The sequence below is a fragment of the Streptomyces sp. NPDC001700 genome (assembly GCF_053596435.1).
The window spans coordinates 146,886-167,543 of record NZ_JBSFGE010000002.1 but is presented as its reverse complement, the minus strand read 5'-3'; the positions used below and the strand labels follow the sequence as shown (position 1 = coordinate 167,543).

The 20,658-nt window shown below is 71.4% G+C and carries 21 protein-coding genes; 12 read left to right on the top strand and 9 right to left on the bottom strand.

Annotated elements, in window-relative coordinates; genetic code table 11:
- Positions 1–113 precede the first annotated feature (113 nt).
- From ACWC5C_RS04215 to ACWC5C_RS04185, 7 genes are all read left to right on the top strand, one after another.
- A complete protein-coding gene (locus tag ACWC5C_RS04215; protein ID WP_450873531.1) occupies positions 114–1,094 on the top strand; it encodes a zinc-dependent alcohol dehydrogenase in 981 nt (326 codons plus the stop codon).
- 43 nt (positions 1,095–1,137) lie between these two features.
- Positions 1,138–2,487 carry an MFS transporter gene (locus tag ACWC5C_RS04210; RefSeq protein WP_450873529.1) on the top strand — a complete coding sequence of 450 codons (1,350 nt, stop codon included), beginning with the start codon at positions 1,138–1,140 and terminating at the stop codon, positions 2,485–2,487.
- A 72-nt stretch (positions 2,488–2,559) separates the two neighbouring features.
- On the top strand, positions 2,560–2,898 hold the full coding sequence (locus tag ACWC5C_RS04205) for a hypothetical protein (protein WP_450873527.1): 339 nt from the start codon (positions 2,560–2,562) through the stop codon (positions 2,896–2,898).
- 154 nt (positions 2,899–3,052) lie between these two features.
- On the top strand, positions 3,053–3,478 hold the full coding sequence (locus ACWC5C_RS04200) for a hypothetical protein (RefSeq protein ID WP_450873525.1): 426 nt from the start codon (positions 3,053–3,055) through the stop codon (positions 3,476–3,478).
- A 5-nt stretch (positions 3,479–3,483) separates the two neighbouring features.
- Positions 3,484–4,293, top strand: a complete 810-nt coding sequence (locus ACWC5C_RS04195; protein WP_450873990.1) for a transcriptional regulator — start codon at positions 3,484–3,486, stop codon at positions 4,291–4,293.
- Between the two features lie 38 nt (positions 4,294–4,331).
- On the top strand, positions 4,332–4,808 hold the full coding sequence (locus ACWC5C_RS04190; protein ID WP_450873523.1) for a roadblock/LC7 domain-containing protein: 477 nt from the start codon (positions 4,332–4,334) through the stop codon (positions 4,806–4,808).
- A gap of 53 nt (positions 4,809–4,861) precedes the next feature.
- The gene (locus tag ACWC5C_RS04185; protein WP_450873521.1) at positions 4,862–5,236 is read left to right on the top strand and encodes a hypothetical protein; all 375 of its coding nucleotides are present in this window, start codon (positions 4,862–4,864) and stop codon (positions 5,234–5,236) included.
- 5 nt (positions 5,237–5,241) lie between these two features.
- On the opposite strand, the gene ACWC5C_RS04180 is transcribed toward ACWC5C_RS04185, so the two are convergent.
- The 3 genes from ACWC5C_RS04180 to ACWC5C_RS04170 form a co-directional block, all read right to left on the bottom strand.
- Positions 5,242–6,036, bottom strand: coding sequence for a putative protein N(5)-glutamine methyltransferase (locus ACWC5C_RS04180; RefSeq protein ID WP_450873519.1), 795 nt, complete (start codon positions 6,034–6,036; stop codon positions 5,242–5,244).
- Positions 6,037–6,162: 126 nt separating this feature from the next.
- Positions 6,163–7,011: a helix-turn-helix domain-containing protein gene (locus ACWC5C_RS04175; RefSeq protein WP_450873517.1), complete on the bottom strand. Its 849-nt coding sequence runs from the start codon at positions 7,009–7,011 to the stop codon at positions 6,163–6,165.
- Positions 7,012–7,023: 12 nt separating this feature from the next.
- Positions 7,024–7,776, bottom strand: coding sequence for a DUF6879 family protein (locus ACWC5C_RS04170; RefSeq protein WP_450873516.1), 753 nt, complete (start codon positions 7,774–7,776; stop codon positions 7,024–7,026).
- 200 nt (positions 7,777–7,976) lie between these two features.
- Here ACWC5C_RS04170 and ACWC5C_RS04165 point away from each other — a divergent pair, with 200 nt between their 5' ends.
- The 3 genes from ACWC5C_RS04165 to ACWC5C_RS04155 all read left to right on the top strand — a co-directional run bounded on the left by ACWC5C_RS04165 (position 7,977) and on the right by ACWC5C_RS04155 (position 8,990).
- Complete coding sequence (locus ACWC5C_RS04165; protein ID WP_450873514.1) at positions 7,977–8,282, top strand: hypothetical protein; 306 nt, start codon at positions 7,977–7,979, stop codon at positions 8,280–8,282.
- A 127-nt stretch (positions 8,283–8,409) separates the two neighbouring features.
- Positions 8,410–8,541: a hypothetical protein gene (locus tag ACWC5C_RS04160; RefSeq protein WP_385435985.1), complete on the top strand. Its 132-nt coding sequence runs from the start codon at positions 8,410–8,412 to the stop codon at positions 8,539–8,541.
- A gap of 68 nt (positions 8,542–8,609) precedes the next feature.
- The gene (locus ACWC5C_RS04155; protein WP_450873512.1) at positions 8,610–8,990 is read left to right on the top strand and encodes a hypothetical protein; all 381 of its coding nucleotides are present in this window, start codon (positions 8,610–8,612) and stop codon (positions 8,988–8,990) included.
- Here ACWC5C_RS04155 and ACWC5C_RS04150 read toward each other — a convergent pair.
- Complete coding sequence (locus ACWC5C_RS04150) at positions 8,983–9,912, bottom strand: oxidoreductase (RefSeq protein WP_450873511.1); 930 nt, start codon at positions 9,910–9,912, stop codon at positions 8,983–8,985. The two genes, ACWC5C_RS04155 and ACWC5C_RS04150, sit on opposite strands and share 8 nt — an antisense overlap.
- 185 nt (positions 9,913–10,097) lie before the next feature.
- Here ACWC5C_RS04150 and ACWC5C_RS04145 point away from each other — a divergent pair, with 185 nt between their 5' ends.
- A complete protein-coding gene (locus ACWC5C_RS04145; protein ID WP_450873509.1) occupies positions 10,098–12,110 on the top strand; it encodes a hypothetical protein in 2,013 nt (670 codons plus the stop codon).
- A 36-nt stretch (positions 12,111–12,146) separates the two neighbouring features.
- Here the strand turns inward: ACWC5C_RS04145 and ACWC5C_RS04140 are convergent, their stop codons facing one another.
- The 5 genes from ACWC5C_RS04140 to ACWC5C_RS04120 form a co-directional block, all read right to left on the bottom strand.
- Positions 12,147–14,504, bottom strand: a complete 2,358-nt coding sequence (locus ACWC5C_RS04140; RefSeq protein WP_450873508.1) for a beta-xylosidase/alpha-l-arabinosidase — start codon at positions 14,502–14,504, stop codon at positions 12,147–12,149.
- A gap of 37 nt (positions 14,505–14,541) precedes the next feature.
- Positions 14,542–15,450, bottom strand: a complete 909-nt coding sequence (locus ACWC5C_RS04135; RefSeq protein WP_450873506.1) for a carbohydrate ABC transporter permease — start codon at positions 15,448–15,450, stop codon at positions 14,542–14,544.
- A complete protein-coding gene (locus ACWC5C_RS04130) occupies positions 15,447–16,367 on the bottom strand; it encodes a carbohydrate ABC transporter permease (protein WP_450873504.1) in 921 nt (306 codons plus the stop codon). The genes ACWC5C_RS04135 and ACWC5C_RS04130 overlap by 4 nt, the downstream gene beginning before the upstream one ends.
- Positions 16,367–17,677 (bottom strand): ABC transporter substrate-binding protein, encoded by a 1,311-nt coding sequence (locus ACWC5C_RS04125; protein ID WP_450873502.1) that lies wholly within the window; start codon positions 17,675–17,677, stop codon positions 16,367–16,369. The genes ACWC5C_RS04130 and ACWC5C_RS04125 overlap by 1 nt, the downstream gene beginning before the upstream one ends.
- Positions 17,678–18,443: 766 nt before the next feature.
- Positions 18,444–19,487 (bottom strand): LacI family DNA-binding transcriptional regulator, encoded by a 1,044-nt coding sequence (locus tag ACWC5C_RS04120; protein WP_450873500.1) that lies wholly within the window; start codon positions 19,485–19,487, stop codon positions 18,444–18,446.
- 121 nt (positions 19,488–19,608) lie between these two features.
- On the opposite strand from ACWC5C_RS04120, the gene ACWC5C_RS04115 reads away from it, so the two are divergent.
- Complete coding sequence (locus tag ACWC5C_RS04115; protein ID WP_450873498.1) at positions 19,609–20,658, top strand: endo-1,4-beta-xylanase; 1,050 nt, start codon at positions 19,609–19,611, stop codon at positions 20,656–20,658.

Below are 20,658 nucleotides of genomic sequence, written 5' to 3'. Positions count from 1 at the left end.
TGTCACATCGCGGATACTCGCCCGCAACCTCTTGTCGATGCTCAGCATACGTCCTATCGTCACCGTCACTCGGACCTCCGGGTCCATTCAGCGGACCAATGTCAGGAGTCACGGTGAAAGCAGCCGTTCTCGCCGCACCCCGCCGCCTCCAGATCGCCGATGACTGGCCGGAACCCGTATGCGGCCCCCACGATGTCCTCGTCCAGCTCGACGGGATGGGGATCTGCGGTTCCGACCTGGCTGTTTTCGACGGTGCGCGGCAGCCTCCCGCCCTCCCCTGGGTGGTCGGCCACGAGGGCTTCGGCCGCGTCGTCGCGGCCGGTGCCCATGTCACGACAGCCCCCGGGACGCGGGTCGTCATCGAGCCCAACTACGCCTGCCTCCAGTGCCCCGACTGCGCCCGTGGGCTCACCTCCGCCTGCGCCAAGCGCACCATCGTCGGCATGAACGCCCCCGGCCTCCTCGCCGAGCGCGTCGCCGTCCCCGCGCACTTCGCCCACCCCGTCCCCGACTCCGCCCGCGCCATCGACCTGGCCTGCGCCGAGCCGTACACGGTGGCTCGTACCGCCGTACGGCGTGGCGGTGTCACCGCCGACGACAAGACCCTCGTCGTCGGCGCGGGCGCCCAGGGGCTGCTGCTCTGCCAGGCGCTGCTGGCCATCGGCGTACGCCCGGCCGTCGTCGAACCCCATCCGTCGCGGCTGGCGCGCGCCGTGGAGCTGGGCGCCCGCGCGGCGGCCGAGGGCGAGGGCGGCTTCGGGTACGTCTTCGAGTCGTCCGGCGCCCAGGCCGCGCTGCGCGCCGCGCTGGAACGTACGGCGCCGGGCGCCACGTACGTCCTGGTCGGGCTGGGCGCCGACCCGTTGCCGCTCACCCTCAACCAGGTCGTCCGCGCGCAGCTCACCCTGCGCGGCTCGCTCATCTACGACCATCCCGGCGACTTCACCGACGCCCTGGCCGACATCGCCTCGGGCGCGGTACGGCCCGGCGACTCGATCGACGCATGCTTCCCGCTGGAGCGCGCGCAGGAGGCGTTCGCCGGGGCCCGCGAACGCGCGGGCAAGACCTGGATCTCGCTCACCCCCGCCGACTGAACTCCCCTCCCCGCGCCTCTTTCTGAGACGAAGGAGTCTCATCATGAGCACCACCGGCACGCCCGCCACCGCCGCGCCCCCGCCCCTCGTCCCCGACTCCGCCCGCCCGGCCGTCAGCCGGGCCCGCTACGGGCTGCTCACCTCCCTCTTCATCATCACCGCGATCAACTACCTGGACCGCACGAACCTTTCGGTCGCCCTCCCGCACATCAAGGACGACCTCCACCTCACCGCCACCCAGCAGGGCATCCTGCTCTCCTCCTTCGGCTGGGCCTATCTGCTGCTGCAGATCCCCACCGGCCGTCTCATCGACAAGATCGGCGCCAAGCTGGCCTTCGGATACGCCCTGATCGGCTGGTCCCTCGCCACCGCCGCCGTCGTCCTCTCGCGCGGTTTCGGCTCGCTCGTCGGGATCCGGGTCGCGCTCGGCGCCTTCGAGGCACCGGCGTTCCCGTCCAACAACCGCCTGGTCGTCAACTGGTTCCCGGGCAGCGAGCGCGGGCGGGCCACCGCCACGTACACCTCCGGCGAGTACATCGGGCTCGCGGTCGCCGCGCCCGCGCTGTCGCTGCTCACCGTCCACTTCGGCTGGCGCTCGGTGTTCCTGGTCACCGGGGCGGTCGGGCTGCTCTTCTCCGTCGTCTGGTTCCGCCGGGTGTACGACCGTCCCGAGCAGAGCCCGAAGGTGAGCGTCGAGGAACTGGCCCACATCCAGCAGCCCGACGAGCAGGAGTCGGCGGCCGCCGTGGAGAACGCGTCCGAGGCGGAACTCTCCACCCTGCGCGCCGATCTGCGGGTGCTGCTCACCAACAAGCGGCTGTGGGGCATGTACATCGGCCAGTTCGCCAGCGCCTCCGTCCTCTTCTTCTTCCTCACCTGGTTCCCCAGCTATCTGGTGGAGGAGAAGGGGATGGGCATCATCAAGGCCGGGTTCTGGGCCTCCGCTCCCTATCTCGCGGCGCTCGTCGGCACGCTGGCGGGCGGCGCCTGGTCGGACCGGATGCTGAACAACGGCCGGTCCCGTACGGTCGCCCGCAAGCTTCCGGTGATGATCGGCTTCGTACTCGCCTCGATCATCGTCTGCGCGAACTTCACCGACTCCGCCCCGCTTGTCATCACCTTCATGTCGATCGCGTTCTTCGCGCAGGGGCTGATGCAGAACAGCTGGGCGCTGTTCGCGGACTCCGTCCCACGGCGGCTCACCGGCACCGGCGGCGGCGTCTTCAACTTCATGGCCAACGCGGGCGGTGTGCTCACCCCGCTCGTCATCGGCTTCATCGTCGACGCGACCGGCTCCTTCACCTGGGCGCTCGGCTACATCGCCATCGTCGTCGCCGTGGGTCTGGTGGCGTACGCGCTGCTCATCGACCGGGTGGAACGCATCGAGGCGTGAGCCTCGTCATGGAAGGTCCGCTGTTCGGACCACGTGACCCACTCAGCGGTCCTCTGAGCCTACGATGGCCGGGTGACCGTGACTCCAGAACACCCCACTCCCGCCGACTGGTGGGTGACCGCGGACCAGTCGCTCGCCCTCGTCGGCCACCACACCGACGCCGCCCACACCGCACCCGATCTGCTCGCCACCCTGAGCCGGATCGGTGAGGCCAGCCGAGCCACCGACCACGCGCTCGGCGCCGCCGTTCACGCGCTGCTCGCCTCGGGCCGCACCTGGGGCGACATCGCGGACGCGCTCGGCCACCCCGACGCCGCGTCCGCCCGGCGGGCCACCGGCCCCGCCCTCGAGGGCGCCCGCCGCGCGCTGGACCGCCGTATCGGCCATCAATATGGCCCGGTTCGTCAATGATTGACGGAATTCCCTGACGGAATTTCAGAACAACTACATCGGCTACTCATTAGTCACAGGTTCCACGGAAATTTACCCGTGCCTTCACAACTTCCCCACATGCGGAGTCTAGGTTCTCCATATTCATTCGACGCCCACGGGGAGGGATGTCACGGTGCCCGGAATCGATGAGTGTCTGCTGGAGGCCATGAAACTGCCCGGTGCCCGGGGTGCCGCCGTGGTCGACTGGACCAGCGGTCTGGCGCTGGGCACGGTCGGGGAGTCGCCGAGCGGCGACCACGAGGCCACGGCGGCCGAGACGGCGGAACTCGCGCGGATGGCGGCGGAATACCCGTCCTTCGCCCCGGCCGACGGCTCCGACTGGTCCGAGGGATCCGGTGGGCCCGACGGGCCCGATGACGGCACGCCTGTGCACGACGTGATCGTCAGCAATCGGGACAGCTACCACGTCCTCCAGTTCGTCCGCACCACCTTCGACAGCAGTGTGTTCCTGCATCTGTGGCTCGGCCGTACGGAGGGCAATCTCGCCCTCGCCCGCATCCGGCTGGGCGAGATGGCGCGGCAACTGGTTCTGGGGTGAGCGCCTTGCTGCACCGGCTCGCCGCCGAGAAGGCCACCGGCACGTTCATGCGGGAGCGGGGCACGCTCCATCTCGCGGGCGGACACGTCATCCACGCGGAGAGCCCGGAGACCCCCGATCTCGGGCTGCTGCTCACGGCGGGCGGCGCCCTGTCCACCGAGGAGTGGCGGCAGGCCCTTGCCGAGGCCGGACCCGAACAGCGGGTCGGGCGGTTTCTGGTGGACAGCGGCCGCTTCCCCGAAGGGGCGCTGGAGCTGTGCCACCTCGGGGCGCTGTACGACGCGGCGTTCTTCGTCCTCGCCCCCGGCGGTGGCCCGGCCCGCTTCCGGTCCGGGGCCGCCCACTGGATGGGAGCCGTGCGCCCCGTGCCGGTCGGCGCGGTGCAGCGGGAGGCCTCGCGGCGACGGGAGCTGCTGCGCGAGATCTGGCCGGAGGGGGAAGCGGACACCGAACCGCTCGTACGGACCCCTCGCGCCCTCGACGCGAACGTGCCGTCGCGGCAGCGCGCGGTCCTCGACCACGTCGACGGGGTGTGCACCGCGGCCGACATCTCCCGCCTCCTGGGCCGCCCCGCCTTCCACACGCTCGTGGACGTACGCCGTCTCGTCGCCGCCGGGATCGTGACGCCGACCCGGCAGGCACCGACCCGGCAGCCACCGACCCGGCAGCCACCGGCCCGGCAGCCACCGACCCGGCGGCCTCCGCGGCGGCCCGGCCCCGTGGCCGCCCCGCAGCCCCGCACTGCTGCCACATCCACCACCGGCCCCGACATCAGCCTCCTGCGCCGCCTCAGGAACGCGCTGGAGGGCCTGTGATCCGCGCGCTCAGACAGCGTGCCGAAAGGAGACAGCTCATGTCGGCCGAGGCCGAAATCCTCGACGAACTCCACCGGCTCCGGTCGCGCATGCCGCAGCTGACCGGCGCGCTCGCGGCCAGCGCCGACGGCCTCGTACTGGCGCAGGACACCCGGGGTGTCGAGCCGGAAGGAGTGGCCGCCCTCACCGCGGCCGCGCTGGGCATCGCCCTACGGCTCACCGACGCCACCGGGCAGGGCGGCTTCCGCGAACTCCTCATCCGCAGCGACCGCGGCTATCTGGCCACCTACGCCGCCGGACCGTCCGCCGTGCTGACCCTGCTGGCCGAGGGACAGGTGAACGTCGGCCGACTGCACCTGGAAGGACGCCGCTCCAGCCGCCGCGTCAGCGAACTGCTCCAGGCCACCGCCCAGCAGCCGGACCGCCCCCGCGAACAGCCACCCGCCGCCACCGATGCCCCTCCCTTGCCCGTACGGCCCACCTCCCGACGCGGCGGCGGGTCCCGCACCCGCTGACCGCAGCCCACCGCACCGCACCACACCGCAACACGAAGGGAACGACACCCGTCATGTCGAACACCGAAGCAGCACTGAAGGACGCGCTCTCGTCGATCGAGGGCGCCACCGGAGCCGCGCTCGTCGACTACACCAGCGGGATGGCGCTGGGCACCCTCGGAGGCAGCGCGAACTTCGACCTGAACGTGGCGGCCGCCGGTAACACCGACGTCGTCCGCGCCAAGCTGCGCACCATGGAACACCTCGGCATCCAGGACGAGATCGAGGACATCCTCATCACCCTGGGCACCCAGTACCACCTGATACGGCTGCTCAAGAGCCGCGGCGGCAACGGCCTCTTCCTCTACCTCGTCCTGGACTCCGGACGCGCGAACCTCGCGATGGCCCGCCACCAGCTGAGAAAGATCGAAGCCGACCTGGAGATCTGAACCTCTCAGCGGCTGACGGTCCCGATCACCACCGTGGCCTCCCGCTCCTCACACACCTCCACGCGCGGGACCAGCCCATCGCCCCTGACGATGTCGAGCGCGCGCGACGCCTGCCGCTCGCTCGTCTCGAACAGCAGACTGCCGCCCGGTGCCAGCCACCCCGGTGCCCCGGCGGTCACCCGGCGCAGTACGTCCAGCCCGTCCGCGCCCCCGTCCAGCGCCACCCGCGCCTCATGGACGCGCGCCTCGGGCGGCAGCAGCCCGACCTCCCGGGTGGGGACGTACGGCACATTCGCCAGCAGCACATCGACCCGGCCGCGCAGTGCGGTGGCGGGCAGCGGCTCGTACAGATCGCCCTCGTATACGGTGCCCCCCGCGGGCTCCACATTGCGGCGGGCACAGCGCACCGCGGCCGGGTCGATGTCGGCCGCGTACCACTCGGCCCGCCCGCCCAGCGCCGCCACCAGCGCGGCCCCGAGCGCGCCCGACCCGCAGCACAGATCGACCACCACCGCCCCGGGCCGCGCCAGCGCGGCCGCCCGCTCGACCAGGAACTCCGTACGCCGCCGTGGTACGAACACCCCGGCGTCGACGGAAAACCGCAGCCCCCGGAACTCCGCCCAGCCGAGCACATGCTCCAGCGGCAACCCGGCGGCGCGCCGCTCCACCATGCCGTCTGTTTCGTCGGCGGTGCGAGCCGTGGAAAGGATCAGCCGCGCCTCGTCCTCGGCGAACACACACCCGGCGGCGCGGAGCCGGGCGACGACGTCGGAAAAGGCGATGATGGAAGGTGCCGACATGGAAGCCTTTCGGAATCCCCGAGGGCGCTCCCGACGGTCAGCTATCCCGCGAATCCTTGAGGGAGTACCCAGCCTGAACTGGCGTTGATGGGTCTCACCTCCTTGGTGCGTACGGGTGACGCCACATTACCCGATCAGTGTCCGCCGGGCCTCGTGGATGAGGCGGTGGGCGTCGGCGCCGAAGACGGCGGATTCGCGGAGGGCGTTCCAGGCGCGGAGGTAGAGGGCGATGCTGTCGGCGTCGTTGATCCATAGCTCGGCGTGCCAGTCCTCGACGAGGACCAGTCTTTCGTCGTGAACCCAGAATCCGTTAGCGGGTTGGATCTTCAGAGCTGCCGTGAACGGCACGATGCCCAGCTCTACCGTGTCCAGTCCGATGACGCTCATGAGTCGATCGAGCTGGGCTGCGAGCACCGAGGGCGGGCAGACGCGAGCGCGGAGCGCTCCTTCCCACATGAGGATGTGGTACCGCTTGCGCGAGTCGTACAGCCCTTGCTGGCGCTGCAGCCGACCGCGTACCGCGGATTCGGTGTCGCGTGGAGACTTGTGCAGGTCTGCGTTCTGGGTGAAGACGGATCGTGCGTAGTCGGGCGTCTGGAGCAAGCCCACCACGAGACAGTTTTCCCAGCCGTGCAGTGTGGTGGAGCGTTGGTGCTCGGCGTTGATCGTGTCCTGTACGGGCTTGTGCCCGGCGGCGAGTTGGCGGCGCCACGATCGGATCTGGGACTCGAGGCCGCTCAGCCGGGACTGCAGCTCCTGTGCGGTCTCCGGCTGATCGGTCGCGGCCGCCCAGGCACGCAGGTCGTCCGCCGACGCGGTCTGGCGCCCGTTCTCCAGCTTGTAGATCTTGGAGTGCGGCCAGCCCAGGCGCTCGGCGAGTTGTGTACCGGTGAGTCGGCCTCCAGGACATGACGCACGCAGCTCCCGAAGCCGCGCTCCCAGGGCTACCCGTGCCTGTTGAAAGTCAGTGCTCACCGATACCGCTCGCTAGCTGTTCGCGGCCACCTCTGCCGCGAACTGGTCGTATGGGATGGCGCGATGCATTGCCGCGTCACGCACCTGGCAGTACCGCAGGACCTCTGCGGGTTCCGTGATCACCTCGACATTGAGCAGTGTGTCGTCGTCATCGAAGTTGAGGAGAGCGACGAGCCGGGAGTCGAAGATCCAGAAGTCCTCGGCGGGCAGTCGCAGTCGGTCGGCCTCGCCGCGCCAGAGATTGCGTACGTCCTCACCTGTGGCGGCGTTGCATTTCGCGTAGTCGAGCAGGAAGAGCTGTCCAGTGGTCGGCGGGTCGTCGACGACGCGGACCCGGCCGACGTGCTTGCCCTGTGACGTCTGGCGCCGCATGTTCGTGCACCACTCGCTATCGAGGTCCCATGTGGCGATGCCTGTCTCGACGAAAGCCACATAGGAGTCGTCCTCGCGGTCGGACGCGTAGCCGTGTCGCGTCTCAAGGTGCCAGGCCGAGTGCTCGAAGGTCTCGAAGAGCTTCCTGAACTCTTCCGAGTCGATCAGCTTGGGCACGCGGTCGATCTCCTTGGGGCCGTGGTTGACGAGCAGTTCGCGCGGGACGATCACCGCTGCGTCCCCAGTGCCCAGGTGCTGAAGCTGGGCGATGTCCTCGAGATCGGTGAGCGGTGTTCCCTGGACGATGATTTCACCAGTGTCAAGGTCCTCGTGAACGGCAGGGCACGAACCGCTCTTGCTGTCCGTGCCGTTGAAGCGCAGTCGTCGCGCCATGATCACGTCCTCCCTGGTTGATCTGGACGCCACGAGCATGCCGCACCTATGCGTGCGCTCGGTATGCCTTTCATGACCCTACGTGAGATCAATCAAGAACATCCCGCCGGTAGGCGAGAACATTCGAGAACATCGCCCGCGCTCCCCGGTCCCTTGTCCCTAACGTCCCGTTCACGCAGAAACGGCGGGAGAGGTGACCGATGAGAATCCGCGAACAGGACATCGAGGCGATGGGTGCCGATGAGTGCGCCACGCCCAGAGCCGAAGCCCAGGCCGTGGCCGAATTGCTACGCCAGGCATTGGGGCGCCTCGGCTTCACCCCTGACGAGCCGCACGGCGCCAAAGGCGGGGAGCTGTACTGGCCCACCCTGCGCGGCGAACTCACCGTGTCCGGCTATCCGTTGGTGGCCCTCGGCCGCATTCCGCTCGACAGCGCGAACCGGCTCGCCGAGGTCCTGATGCGGGCGGCGCTGGAGGAGCAGACGAAGAACGCCACCTCGCCGTAGACGGCGCTCAGACCCCCGTACCGACTGGACCGGAGCCCTGGCAGGTCGAGCCCAGCCGGAACGGGTGCACGTGCACGACGGCGTGCGGAGAGCCCACGCGCCGACAGCACAGGAGGGAATCATCCCGATGCGGCTGGCAGGACACAAGACCGTCTTACGGCAGGACCCGGACGACGGCGACACCATGCCCGACACCGACGCGCCGTCACCCCCTTCGGGCGGCGGCTGCGGTGGCGGTGACGGCTGCGGCCGTCAGTAACTCCGGTAGGCGCGGCAGTCCCGGTCGGCGTGCCGGGACTGCCCGCGCGGTCAGCGAAGGCGGCGCATGTGCACCATCACCACGGCTACACCTGGCTCGGCTCCGGTCATGAGTTGTCGAAGGACGGGCCGCGGCGGCCCATCCACCCCGAGTTCACGTCCAGCAAGGTCGTTCCGCTGGAGGTGGCGCATTGGCTGCTGAAGCCGCCGTCGTTCATCCAAGGGACCTGGACCGACCCCGCCGAGGCAGTCGACTGGTTCGAAAGCCAGGCGCACGCGCACGGAGCGGTAGCGGGCGCGGCGGCTCGCGCGGTCGGTGCCGTTAAGGCCGGGGAGGATGTCGTCGGGGGGTGGTATCTGACGGGGCAGCGGTTTCTGTCCGTCTGCCTGGTCGCGTGCGGGCCGCACCGGATGCGGCCCGAGATCCCCTGCCCGCAGCGGCTTATGTGAGGGCCGCGTACCGCACGCCCGTCAGTTGCTCCGAGGCTGCCCACAGCTGGCGGGAGGCCTTGTCGCTGAGGGTCCACTTGGCGCGGGTCGCGTGGGTGGGGGAGCCGGGGCGGAGGCCCTGGAGGGGTGGGCCGAAGTAGTCGTCCTGGTGGACGTCGGGGGCGGTGGCCGCGTAGAGGGTGGGGAGGGCGCCTCGGTGTGCGGGCTGGGCGAAGTAGCGGTTGCCGATGGCCATGAAGCGTTCGGTGGCCCGGCGGCCCCGCATCCTCGGTGCGACGGACATGAGGTTGGTGGCGGCGTAACCGGGGTGCGCGGCGGCCGCCACCAAGAGGGCGTTCGCGGTGCGCAGGCGGTGGGCCAGTTCGTGGGTGAAGAGGAGGTTGGCGCTCTTGGAGCGCGCGTAGGCGGCCCAACGCCGGTATCTGCGCTGCATGGAGAGGTCGGCCGGATCGACCGTGCCCAGCAGGTGCATGAAGCTGGACACGGTGACCACGCGGGCGCCCGGCCCGGCCGCCAGCAGCTTCGGGAGCAGCAGTCCGGTGAGTGCGAAGTGACCGAGGTGGTTGACGCCGAACTGTGTCTCGAAGCCGTCGGCGGTCCTGCGGTAGGGGATGGCCATCACGCCCGCGTTGTTGATCAGCAGATCGAGCCGGTCGCCCGGGAGGTCGGCGGCGAAGGCCCGTACGGACGCCAGGTCGGCCAGATCCAGCGGCGCCACCCGGACGGCCGCGCCCGGCACCTCGGAACGGACGCGTTCCTCGGCGTCCTTGCCGCGCCCCGCGTCCCGGCAGGCCAGCACCACCTGGGCGCCGTGCCGGGCGAGTTCGAGGGCGGTGGCGTAGCCGAGGCCGCTGTTGGCGCCGGTCACCACGGCGGTGCGGCCGGTCTGGTCGGGGATGTCGCTCGCGGTCCAGCCCTTCATCACGCACTCCTTCGCCGTCAGCGGTCAGCGGTCAGCGGTCTGCGGCCTGCGGTACGCGCCGGTAGCTGTTGCGCGGGGCGACAGCTTAAGCGCGCGGCGGTGAAGGTGCGAGGGGGACTGCGAGCGCCGTTGTCGTACCCATGAGCGAGGATCTCCCCATGACGCGATCGAACGGGGGAGGGTCGATGACGGACGCGCGCGCGTGGGCCGCTCTGGACGACCGCTGGCTGGTGCACGCGCTGGCGGGGCTCATCGACGGCACGGGGTACTGGGGGCCCGGGGCGCTCGGTGGCATCGAGCGGACCGGGGCGTATCTGCGGGGCGCGTGGGATCCGGCGGATCCGGCGGAGACAGGGGTGGAGCCGGGGGAGGGGCCCGGGAAGGCCGGTGAGGGGTCCTGGGCGCGGTTCATCGGGCGGATCGGGGCCGTCGCGCTGCGGGCGGCCGTCGCGCCCACGCGGGACGAGCGGCGGCAGCGGCAGCTGGCGCTGCTGGAGATGTGGGCGGAGACGCCGTTCGCCGATCCGGCGGCCCGGCTGCGCACCGGGATCGTGGTCACCGAGCGGGCGGCGGTGCGTGACGAGCGCGGGGCGGCCGTCAGCGTCGGGTGGGGCAGGGACCGGCGGAGCCGGTTCGTCGATCTGCGCACCGGGGGCGCGGAGCCGCCGAGCCTCGGCGAGATCGCGGAGGTCACCGAGGCGCCGCGCGGCTGGGGCAGCGCGGAGCAGGTGCGGCGGCTGGTGGCGCTGGTGCGGGAGCGGGGGCCCGTGCCGTGGGACCGGGCGGCGGTGGACCTGCTCAGGGACGGTACGGGGCTGGGCCGGGCGGCGGCGTCGCTCGCGCTGGCCGGGATGGTCAGCCTGAGCTACCGCCCGACCCTCGACGCCGACGAGCGGGCGACGCTGCGGCTGAAGACGGCCGAAGCCGAGGACGCGAACAGCGAGTTGGCGGGGATCGGCGCGGCGGAGCGGCTGGAGCTGCTGGCGGGCGTCCTGCCGGAGGACCCCGCCGAGCTGTGGGAGCCGGGCGGGATGCGGCCGGTGGCCGAGCGGATCGCCGAGGCGTGGCGGGCGCGGTACGGGCGGCGGACCGTCGTCCCGGAGCGCACGCTGAGCGCGGTCGTGGAGCGGGGGACGTTCCCGCTGTCCGCGGGCCGCTTCTGCGCCGCGTTCACCGACCCCGCCGGGGAGCCCACGCTCCGCGCCGACCTCGACACCTGGATCCGCAGGACCGACTACGGATGCACCGCGGCCGACGAGCGGTACGACATCGTGCGGTTCGACGAGCTGCTGAGCGGCGCCGTCCGCAACCTTCCCTGGGCCAGCGCCGAGCTGCCCGCCGGGGACCCGGTCCGGGACGGGGTGCCCGGCTTCGTCGGCCTCATGAAGGACCGGCTCAACCACCCCGAACTGCTGCTGGACGCGGGCTACTTCCGCCATCAGACCGACGAACCGATCGCGGAGCTGCGCGAGGTGTTCGGCGGAAGCCCGTACGCCGGACCGGAGCGGCTGGATGTCGCCACGGTGGACGACGGGCTCACGGTCGGCGCCGAGGGCATGATCGACCGCCGTGGCTACCGGGACAACACCCGCCTCTACTTCCGCCCGGCGTTCTACGGGGACGACGAGCGCTCCAAGCGGCTGTCGGCGGCGTCCGCGCCCGGGGTCGGCCGCCGTGAGCTGGAGGCCGTGGAGTGGCTGCGCGGCCCGGTCTGCGCCCGCATGGTCGAGCGGATCGTCTCCGGGGCGCTGCCCGCCGGGGCGTACGAGAGCGATCCGGCGGCCTCGGCGCCCGGCGTGGTGGCGTCGGTCGCCGGGAAGCTGGGGCTCGACCAGGACCCGGCGGTCCTCTATCTGCAGCTGCTGGTCCTGCCCCGGCCGACCGACCGTGGCGTCCGCGTCTGGAACGGATGGACGTCCGCCCGGCACCAGGAGGCCGCCGCCGCGCTGGTCGACCGGGGGCTCGCTGTCGCGGACAAGCGGGCCCGGGCCGGTCGCCAGGTCTTCCTGCCCGGCGATTGGGCGCCCGCGCCCAAGAAGTCCTACCAGCCGGTCGAGGTGTGGAAGGCGGACCTCCACGGTCTGCGGCTGGGCTACGACGGACGCGTGGAGGACTCCCTTCCGCTGCCCACCCGCACGCTGCCCGAGCTGTTCGCGGAAGGCTGGGCGCGGGTGGAGGCGGGGGAGGGCCCGCGCTGACACCCACCGGCCCAGCTGACACCCACCGGCCACCGGTCACTTCACGCGCGCCTCGCACACCAGCCGCCGCCGGTGGTCCACCCGGCGCTCCGGCCCGGTCAGCGTCAGCGGCACGGTGTGGCGTACGTCGGCGTCGGCGCTGGAGGACGCCAACCGCAGCTCCAGCGCGCCCGGTTCGACGATCCGGGTGCCGTCCTGATCCGCCGGGTACGAGGCGAGGTCGGCGTGGAAGGTGAAGTGCACCTCGGCCGACTCGCCCGGCCCGAGCGGCACCCGGGTGTAGCCGACCAGCCGCGCCACCGGGCGGGCGGTGCGGGCCACCGGATCGTGCAGATACAGCTGCACGACCTCGGTCCCGGCCCGCTCGCCGGTGTTGCGCACGGTCAGCCGTACCGTCGTCTCGCCGTCCGTCGGCACCTCGGCGGCGTCCGCCTCCGGCCGCTCCCAGGCGAACGAGGTGTACGTCAGCCCGTGGCCGAAGGGGAACAGCGGGGTCGGGTCGACGGTGCTGGCCTCGCCGAGGCGGCCGAGCGGGGGCTGCAGATACGTCCACGGCTGGCCGCCGGGCGCGTACGGCACGCTCACCGGCAGCCGCCCGGACGGGCCGACCCGCCCGCCCAGCACCCCGGCCACCGCAGGACCGCCCTCCTCGCCGGGGAAGAACGCCTGCACGGCGGCGGCCAGCAGCCCCGACCAGCGGCCGAGGGCGTACGGGCGGCCGGTGAGCAGCACTAGCACCACGGGCGTCCCGGTGGCCAGCAGTGTGTCGAGCAACGCGCCCTGATCACCGGGGAGTTCGAGGTCGGCGGCGTCGCACCCCTCGCCCGAGGTGCCGCGCCCGAAGAGCCCGGAGCGGTCGCCGAGCACGGCCACGCACACCTCGGCGTCCGCCGCCATCCGCGCCGCCTGCGCCAGGCGGCTCTCGGCGGTGAGCGCCGCCGCGCCCCCCGAACCAGGTCCGGCCTGCGCGGCGGGCGCCGGGCCGGGCGCGGCGCACCCCTCGGCGTGGCTGATCCGGGCGCCGGGCAGCTCGGCACGGAGCGCGGCGAGCAGCGTCGGCACGTCGACACCCATGGGCAGATCGGGGTGTTCGATGCCGACGTGGCGGGGGAACGTGTAGCAGCCGAGCATGGCGGCCGGGTCGTCGGCGAGCGGTCCGACGACGGCGACGCGGGCGTCGGGCGCCAGCGGCAGCACATCGCCGTCGTTGGCGAGCAGCACCACGGACTCCTCGGCCAGCTGCCGCGCGACGGCCCGCATCGCGGGCGGGTCGAGGTCGACGCGGCGCGGAGCCTCCTGGGACCAGTCCGGGTCCAGCAGCCCCAGTTCAGCCTTCTGGGTGAGCACCCGGCGCAGCGCCCGGTCGACCAGCCGCTCCGGCACCTCCCCGGCCCGTACGGCGTCCCGCAGCGGGGTGCCGTAGCAGCGGACGGCGGGGAGTTCGACGTCCACGCCCGCCGCCAGCGCCAGGGCGGCGGCGCGCCCGGGGGAGTCGGCGACGCGGTGGGCCAGCTCCAGGAAGGAGACGCCGAAGTAGTCGGCGACGACGGTGCCGGTGAAGCCCCACCGCTCCCGCAGCAGTTCGGTCAGCAGCCACGGGTTGGCGGCGGAGGGGACGCCGTCGAGGTCGTTGTAGGAGTGCATCACGGAGCGGGCCCCGCCGTCCCGCAGCGCCATCTCGAACGGCGGCAGGATCATCTCCGCCAGTTCGCGCGGGCCGATCGAGACCGGCGCGTGGTTACGGCCGCCCCGCGAGGCCGAGTAGCCCGCGAAGTGCTTGAGCGTGGCGATGATCCCGGCGGATTCGAGGCCGCGTACGTACGCGGTGCCCACCGTCGCCACCAGGTACGGGTCCTCGCCGATCGACTCCTCCGTACGCCCCCAGCGCGCGTCCCGCACCACGTCCAGCACGGGCGAGAGCCCCTGGTGGACGCCGACCGACCGCATCGAGCCGCCGATCTGCCCGGCGGCCCGCTCCACCAGCGCCGGGTCGAACGAGGCACCCCAGGCGAGCGGCGTCGGGAAGACGGTGGCGCGCCAGGCGGTGAACCCGGTCAGGCACTCCTCGTGGACGAGCGCCGGAATCCCGAAGCGGTTCGCGGCGGCGATACGGGCCTGGGTGCGGGCGAGCGCGGCGGCGCCCTCGGCGGGGTCGACGGGGGCGGTGCCGAAGGGGCGGGTCAGCTGGCCGAGGCCGTGCGGGAGGAGGCCGTCGAGGTCCACGTCCTCCGCCACCTCGTGCTGGAGCGGGGCGACGTCCTCGCCCTCCTCGCTCTCCGAACCCGGCCACACGCTGTAGAGCTGGGCGAGCTTCTCCTCCAGCGTCATCCGGGCGAGCAGATCGTTCGCGCGGTCCTCGGCGGGGAGGGAGGTGTCCTGCCAGGGGTGAGGCATGAAGCTCCTTGTGGTGAGCGGCGAAGTGGAAGGCGGTCTACTTGCCGCCCATGCCCATCAGACCGTTGATCAGCTGGCGCCGCGCGAACAGATACACGAGGAAGATCGGGAGGATGGACAGTACGACCGCGGTGAGCACCGCCGGGGCGTCCATCCGGAACTCGCCGACGTAGTCGTACAGTCCCAGCGTCAGCATCCGGTTGCTCTTGGACTGGGTGAGGATCAGCGGGAAGAGGAACCCGTTCCAGGCGTGCAGCGCGGACATCACCCCGACCGTGGAGATCCCGGACCGGGACAGCGGTACGACCAGCTGGAGCAGCACCCGGGTCGGGCTCGCGCCGTCCAGCGCCATCGACTCGTACAGCTCCTCGTCGATGTCGCGCATCGTGCCGACCAGGATCAGCACGCTGACGGGGAGGGAGAACGCGGCCGTCGGCAGGATGACGGCGAGGAGGGTGTCGTACAGCTGCAGCTTGGTGATGACCAGATAGATCGGGATGATCACCGCTTGGGAGGGGATCGCGAGCCCGAGCAGGAAGATCTGGAAGATCCGGCGGGAGGCGCGGCTGCGGGTGCGGACGACGCTGTAGCCGACGGTCACCGACAGCACGATCACGAGGGCCGCGCAGACGGCCGTGACCAGCGCGGTGTTGAGGAGGTACTGGGGGAAGCCGGAGTCCAGCACCCGCCGGTAGTTGGTGAGGGTGGGGCGGTCGGGCAGGGCCAGCGGGCCGTCGTCGATATAGCCGTCGCGGCTCTGGAAGGTGGCCGCGACCAGCACGTACAGCGGCAGTCCGACGATGCCCAGCCAGATGAGCGAGCCGAGCCCGGCGGCGTAGTTCCAGCGGGGCAGACCCCGGCGGCGGGGGCGGGGGTGAACCGCCGCCGGAGTCCTCTTCGGCGCATGGACGCCGTCTTGGGGGTGCCGGTGCAGGACGTCGCTCACATTCCCTCCCGCGTGCTGCGCATCGCGGCGAAGCCGGTGAGCCGTACCAGCAGCAGGGAGACGGTGGTGGCGACGATCACCAGGATGGTCGCGAGGGCGCTGGCGTAGCCGAGGTCGAACGCCTTGAAGCCGTTGCTGTACATCAGGTACGGCAGGATCGTGGTGTCCGTGCCGGGGCCGCCCTTGGTGAGGATCAGGACGGTGTCGAAGAAGGTCAGCGCGCCCACCACCATGATCACTGACGAGGTGACGATGGTGTTCCGCAGCTGCGGGAGGGTGATCGAGAAGAACTGGCGTACGGTGCCGGCGCCGTCGATCGCCGCCGCGTCGTAGAGCGAGCGCGGGACGGCGCGGGCGCCGCCCTGGTAGATCAGCGTGTGCAGTGGGATGAACTGCCACGCGGTGACGAAGAGGATCGCGCCGAACGCGCCCGTGGAGCTGCCCAGCAGATCGCCGTCCGCGAAGCCGATCGCCGGGCCGATGTCCGCGATCAGGCCGAAGTTCGGGTCCAGCAGCGACTTCCAGACCAGCGCGAGCGCGACGGACGACCCCAGCAGCGGCAGGAAGAAGATCGCGGACAGCACGGCCCGGTTGCGCTGCCGCCCGGCCGCCCAGACCCCGAGCAGCAGCGCCAGCGGGGTCTGGACCAGCCAGGTCAGTACGGTGAGGACGAGGCTGAGGCGGATGGCCTGGTGGGTGTCGGGGTCGTCCCACAGCCGGGTCCAGTTGCTGACACCGGTCCACTGCGGGGTGCCGATGCCGTCCCAGTCGGTGAAGGCCAGCGCGCCGACGAGGATCATGGGGGCGACGGCGAAGAAGACGAAGAACAGGGCGCCGGGCAGGGCCCAGGCGGCGCTCGGCCGCCCCACGCTCTTGTGCCCGGTGGCGGCCTTGGGTTCGGTGGCGGCGTTCGCCATCACATGCCCTTCAGGGCATCGACGAACGCGGTCGGGCTGAGCTGTCCGTTGAACAGCTTCTGGATGTTGGTGTGCAGGGGCGGCGTGTACTTCGCGGGCAGCGCCTGGTCCCAGGAGAGCGTGAAGTCCGGGGCCTCGCGCACCATGTCGTACTGGAACTTCGCGTACGTGGGGTTCTCGTGGCCGTTCAGCAGCGAGGACGCGTCGGAGGTGGTGGGGACGTCACCGTTGGCGATCAGCGCCTTGGCGTAGTCCTGTTTGGCCGCGAACTTCACGAAGTCGATCGCCGCCTGCTGCTTCTTGCCCTTCAGCTTTCCGCTGATCGACCAGTAGTTGGTCGGGTTGCCGACGACGTTCTTGGGGTCGCCGGTGCCGCCGGGGACGGCCGGGAAGGTGGTCCAGCCGAGGCCCGACTTGGCGAACTCGGGCTGATTGGCCTTCTGGTTGGCGTACTCCCAGCTGCCCATGAGGTGCATCGCGGCCTTGCCCTTGGCGAAGTACGTGGACGCGCCGTCCGCCGTGTAGTTGACCGACTTGTAGTTCTTGCCGAACGCGCCGCGGTCCACCAGGTCCTTGATCGTCTGCGCCGTCTTCAGCACCGCGGGGTCGTCCCAGGCGTCGTTGCCCTCGCTCTGGATCTTCTTGAAGACCCCGGCCCCGCCGTAGCGGTCCACCAGGTACTCCACCCACATCATCTCGGTCCATGGGTCGGTACCGGCTACGACGAAGGGGGTGACGCCCTTGCCCTTGAACGTGCCGATGAGCTTGATGATGTCGTTCCAGGACTTCGGGGGCTGGGCCCCCGCCTCCTTGAACACGTCCTTGTTGTAGAAGAGGATCACCGGCTGCATGCCGCGCATGGGGACGCCGTAATGCTTTCCGTTGATCGCGCCCGCGTCGAGGATCGAGGGGATGAACCCCTTCCGCAGCGACGGGTCCTTCTTCATCGCGGGGCCGAGGTCGAGCAGCATGTCCTTCTCGACGAACTCGCTGATGCTGCCGCCGCCCCAGTTGAAGAACACCTCGGGGGCGTTGGGCGTGCCCATCGAGGTGCGCAGCTTGTCCGAATACCCGTCGCCGGGTACCTGGGTGAGCTTGACCTTCACCTTCGAGGTCTTGTTGAAGCGTGCGACGACGTCGCGCTGCACCTTGGTCGAGGGGTCCTGGTAGACCCAGACGCTGATCTCCCCCTCCCCTGACCCCCCGGGCCCACTGCTCCCGCAGCCGCTGAGCGTTCCCCCGAGGGCGAGCGCGGCTGCCGCCGCGAGGCCCGTCGCACGGAGAGATGACCTTGACCGAGGTATGCGCATCGCGTGCCTTCCGGAAGTAGCCCGATAATTCTCGGAAGCGGTTGCGTGGACGGTATGGGGGCCCTGACACGGTGTCAATACCTCCGGCGCCGCCCGGGGTTCTGCCCCCACCCCGCCCCTTCCCGAAACCGGGGGACACCCCCGGGCCCCGCATCGGGGCTGCGCCCCGAACCCCCGCCGGGGCTGCGCCCTCGGGCCCTGCGGGGGCTGCGCCCTCGGGCCCTGCGGGGGCTGCGCCCTCGGCCCCCGCCGGGGCTCCGCCCTCGGCCCCCGCCGGGGCTGCGCCCCCGGCCCCCGCCGGGGCTGCGCCCCCGGGCCCTGCCTCCACGCCCGCCATCGAGGTTCCGCCCCCCCGGGGCCCCGCCGTTTGTCCCCCACCCCGCCCCTTTCCGAAACCCGGGGACACCCCCGGGCACCACCGGGGCTGCGCCCCTGGACCCCGCTTCGGGTCTCCGCTCCCGGGCCGCACCGGGGTGATGCCGCGGGCCGTGTGAGGGCTGCGCTCCTGGGCCCCGCCCCTGGCCCCGCGTCGGAGTTCCGCTCCCGGGCCTCGCCGTCGGGGTGCGCTCCTGGGCTCCGCTTCGGCTGACTCTCGGTCATTGCGGCTCCGCCACGTTGCTCCCGGCCTGCCGGGGTTCTGTCCCCTGCTCGCCAGCGGGGGCTGGAAAATCCAGCCCGTCCGGCGATTGAGGACCGGGGGCCGGGGTGGAGCCCGCCACGCGGCGGAGCCGCATGTCGATACTGCGGGGAGGGGCGGGGTGGGGGCTTACGTCCCGGTCGGGGGAGCGGTGCTGGCACGGATCACCAGTTGCGTGGCCAGCTCCACGCGAGGGGAGTCGATCTCCTCGCCGCGCGCCTGCCGCAGCACCGTGCGGGCCGCCAGCTTGCCCATGTCGGCCAGGGGCTGGCGGACCGTCGTCAGGGGCGGGGCCGACCAGCGGACCTCGGGGAGGTCGTCGAAGCCGACCACGCTCACATCCTCCGGCACCCGCAGCCCCCGCCGCCGCAGGGCCTCGATGGCGCCCAGGGCCATCTGGTCGCTGGAGGCGAAGACGGCGGTGGGCGGGGTGGGGGAGGCCATCAGCTGGTCGCAGCCGTGGAAACCGGATTCGTGGTAGAAGTCCCCCTGTGCGACCAGAGCTTGATCGAACGGAACCCCCGCCGCCTCCAGGGCCGCCCGGTGTCCGTCCAGCCGCGCCCGGCTGCACAGCAGCCGGGGCGGTCCGGCGATGAGACCGATCCGGCGGTGGCCCAGGCTCAGCAGGTGTTCGGTGGCGGCCATGCCACCCGCCCAGTTGGTGGCCCCGACCGTGGGGGCGTCGAGGGCGGGGGAACCGGCCGGGTCGACGACCACGATGGGGACGTTCAGCCGCCGCAGCTCGGCGTGGACCACCGGCTCCAGGACGGACGTCACCAGGATCACCCCGTCCGAGGCGCGGGCCCGCAGGTTCTTCATCCACTGCCGGGCCGAGCCCGCCCGCCCGTGGATGGCGGAGACGACCGTACCGACCCCGTCCTGGTGCGCGATCTCCTCCACGCCACGGATGATCTCCACGGCCCAGGGGCTGTCGAGGTCGTTGAAGACCAGGTCGAGGAGGGCGGCGCGGTCGCCGGGGGCGGTCTGGCGGCGGCGGTAGCCATGGAGGCGTAGCAGGTCCTCGACCCGGGCCCGGGTCTCGGGGGAGACGTCCGACCGTCCGTTGACGACCCGCGAGACCGTGGGCACGGACACTCCGGCCTCCTGGGCGATGGCGGTGATCGTCACCTTGGGCCTGGTGCCGCCGTCGGGGCCCGCGCTCTCCGTAGCCATTTCCGCCTCCTCCGTTGACGGGCATCACGCCCGCCTCTAGCTTTCCGGTCGCACCCTCGGAACCTTGCAGAAGTCTTCCGGAAAACCGGATCAGACGTGAAGAGAAGAGAGGGACACTCCCATGAAGCTTCTGAGCTTACGCAGCGCCCGCAGCGCCGCACTTGGCGCTACGGTGGCGGCGCTCGCCTTCGGCCTGGCGGCGCCAGCCCAGGCCGCCGCCAACCCCACCCTCCGCGAAGTCGCCGACCGCACCGGCCGCTTCGTCGGCACCGCCGTCAACGACGGCCGCCTCGGCGACGGCACCTACGCGAACATCGCCAAGAGCGAGTTCTCCAGCGTCACCGCCGAGAACGCCATGAAGTGGGGATCGGTCGAGCCGAACCGCGGCCAGTTCAACTGGGCCGCCGCCGACCGCCTCGTCTCGTTCGCCCAGGCCAACCAGCAGAAGGTGTACGGCCACACCCTGGTCTGGCACAGCCAGATGCCGAACTGGCTGGCCAACGGCTCGTTCTCCAACACCGAGCTGCGCACCATCATGACCGGCCACGTCACCACCCAGGTCGCCCGCTACAAGGGCAAGGTCCAGCGCTGGGACGTGGTCAACGAGGCGTTCAACGAGAACGGCACCCTCCGCGCGTCCAAGTTCTACACCCAGCTCGGCCAGTCGTACATCGCCGACTCCTTCCGGGCCGCCCGCGCCGCCGACCCGAGCGCCAAGCTCTTCATCAACGACTTCAACACCGAGGGCACGAACGCCAAGAGCGACGCCCTCTACAACCTGGTCAAGTCGCTCAAGTCGCAGGGCGTGCCGATCGACGGCGTCGGCTTCCAGGCCCACCTCATCGTGGGCCAGGTGCCGTCCACGATGAAGGCCAATCTGCAGCGCTTCGCCGACCTCGGCGTGGAGGTCGTGATCAGCGAGCTGGACATCCGGATGACCACCCCCGCCGACGCCACCAAGCTCCAGCAGCAGGCCACCGACTACAAGACGGTGGCCAGGACCTGCCTGGCGGTCGCCCGCTGCACCGGCATCACGGTGTGGGGCTTCGGCGACCGGGACTCCTGGGTGCCGGGCACCTTCCCGGGCCAGGGCGCGGCGAATCTGTACGACACCAACTACCAGCCCAAGCCCGCCTACAACGCCTTCCGCGACGGACTCGCCGGATCGTAG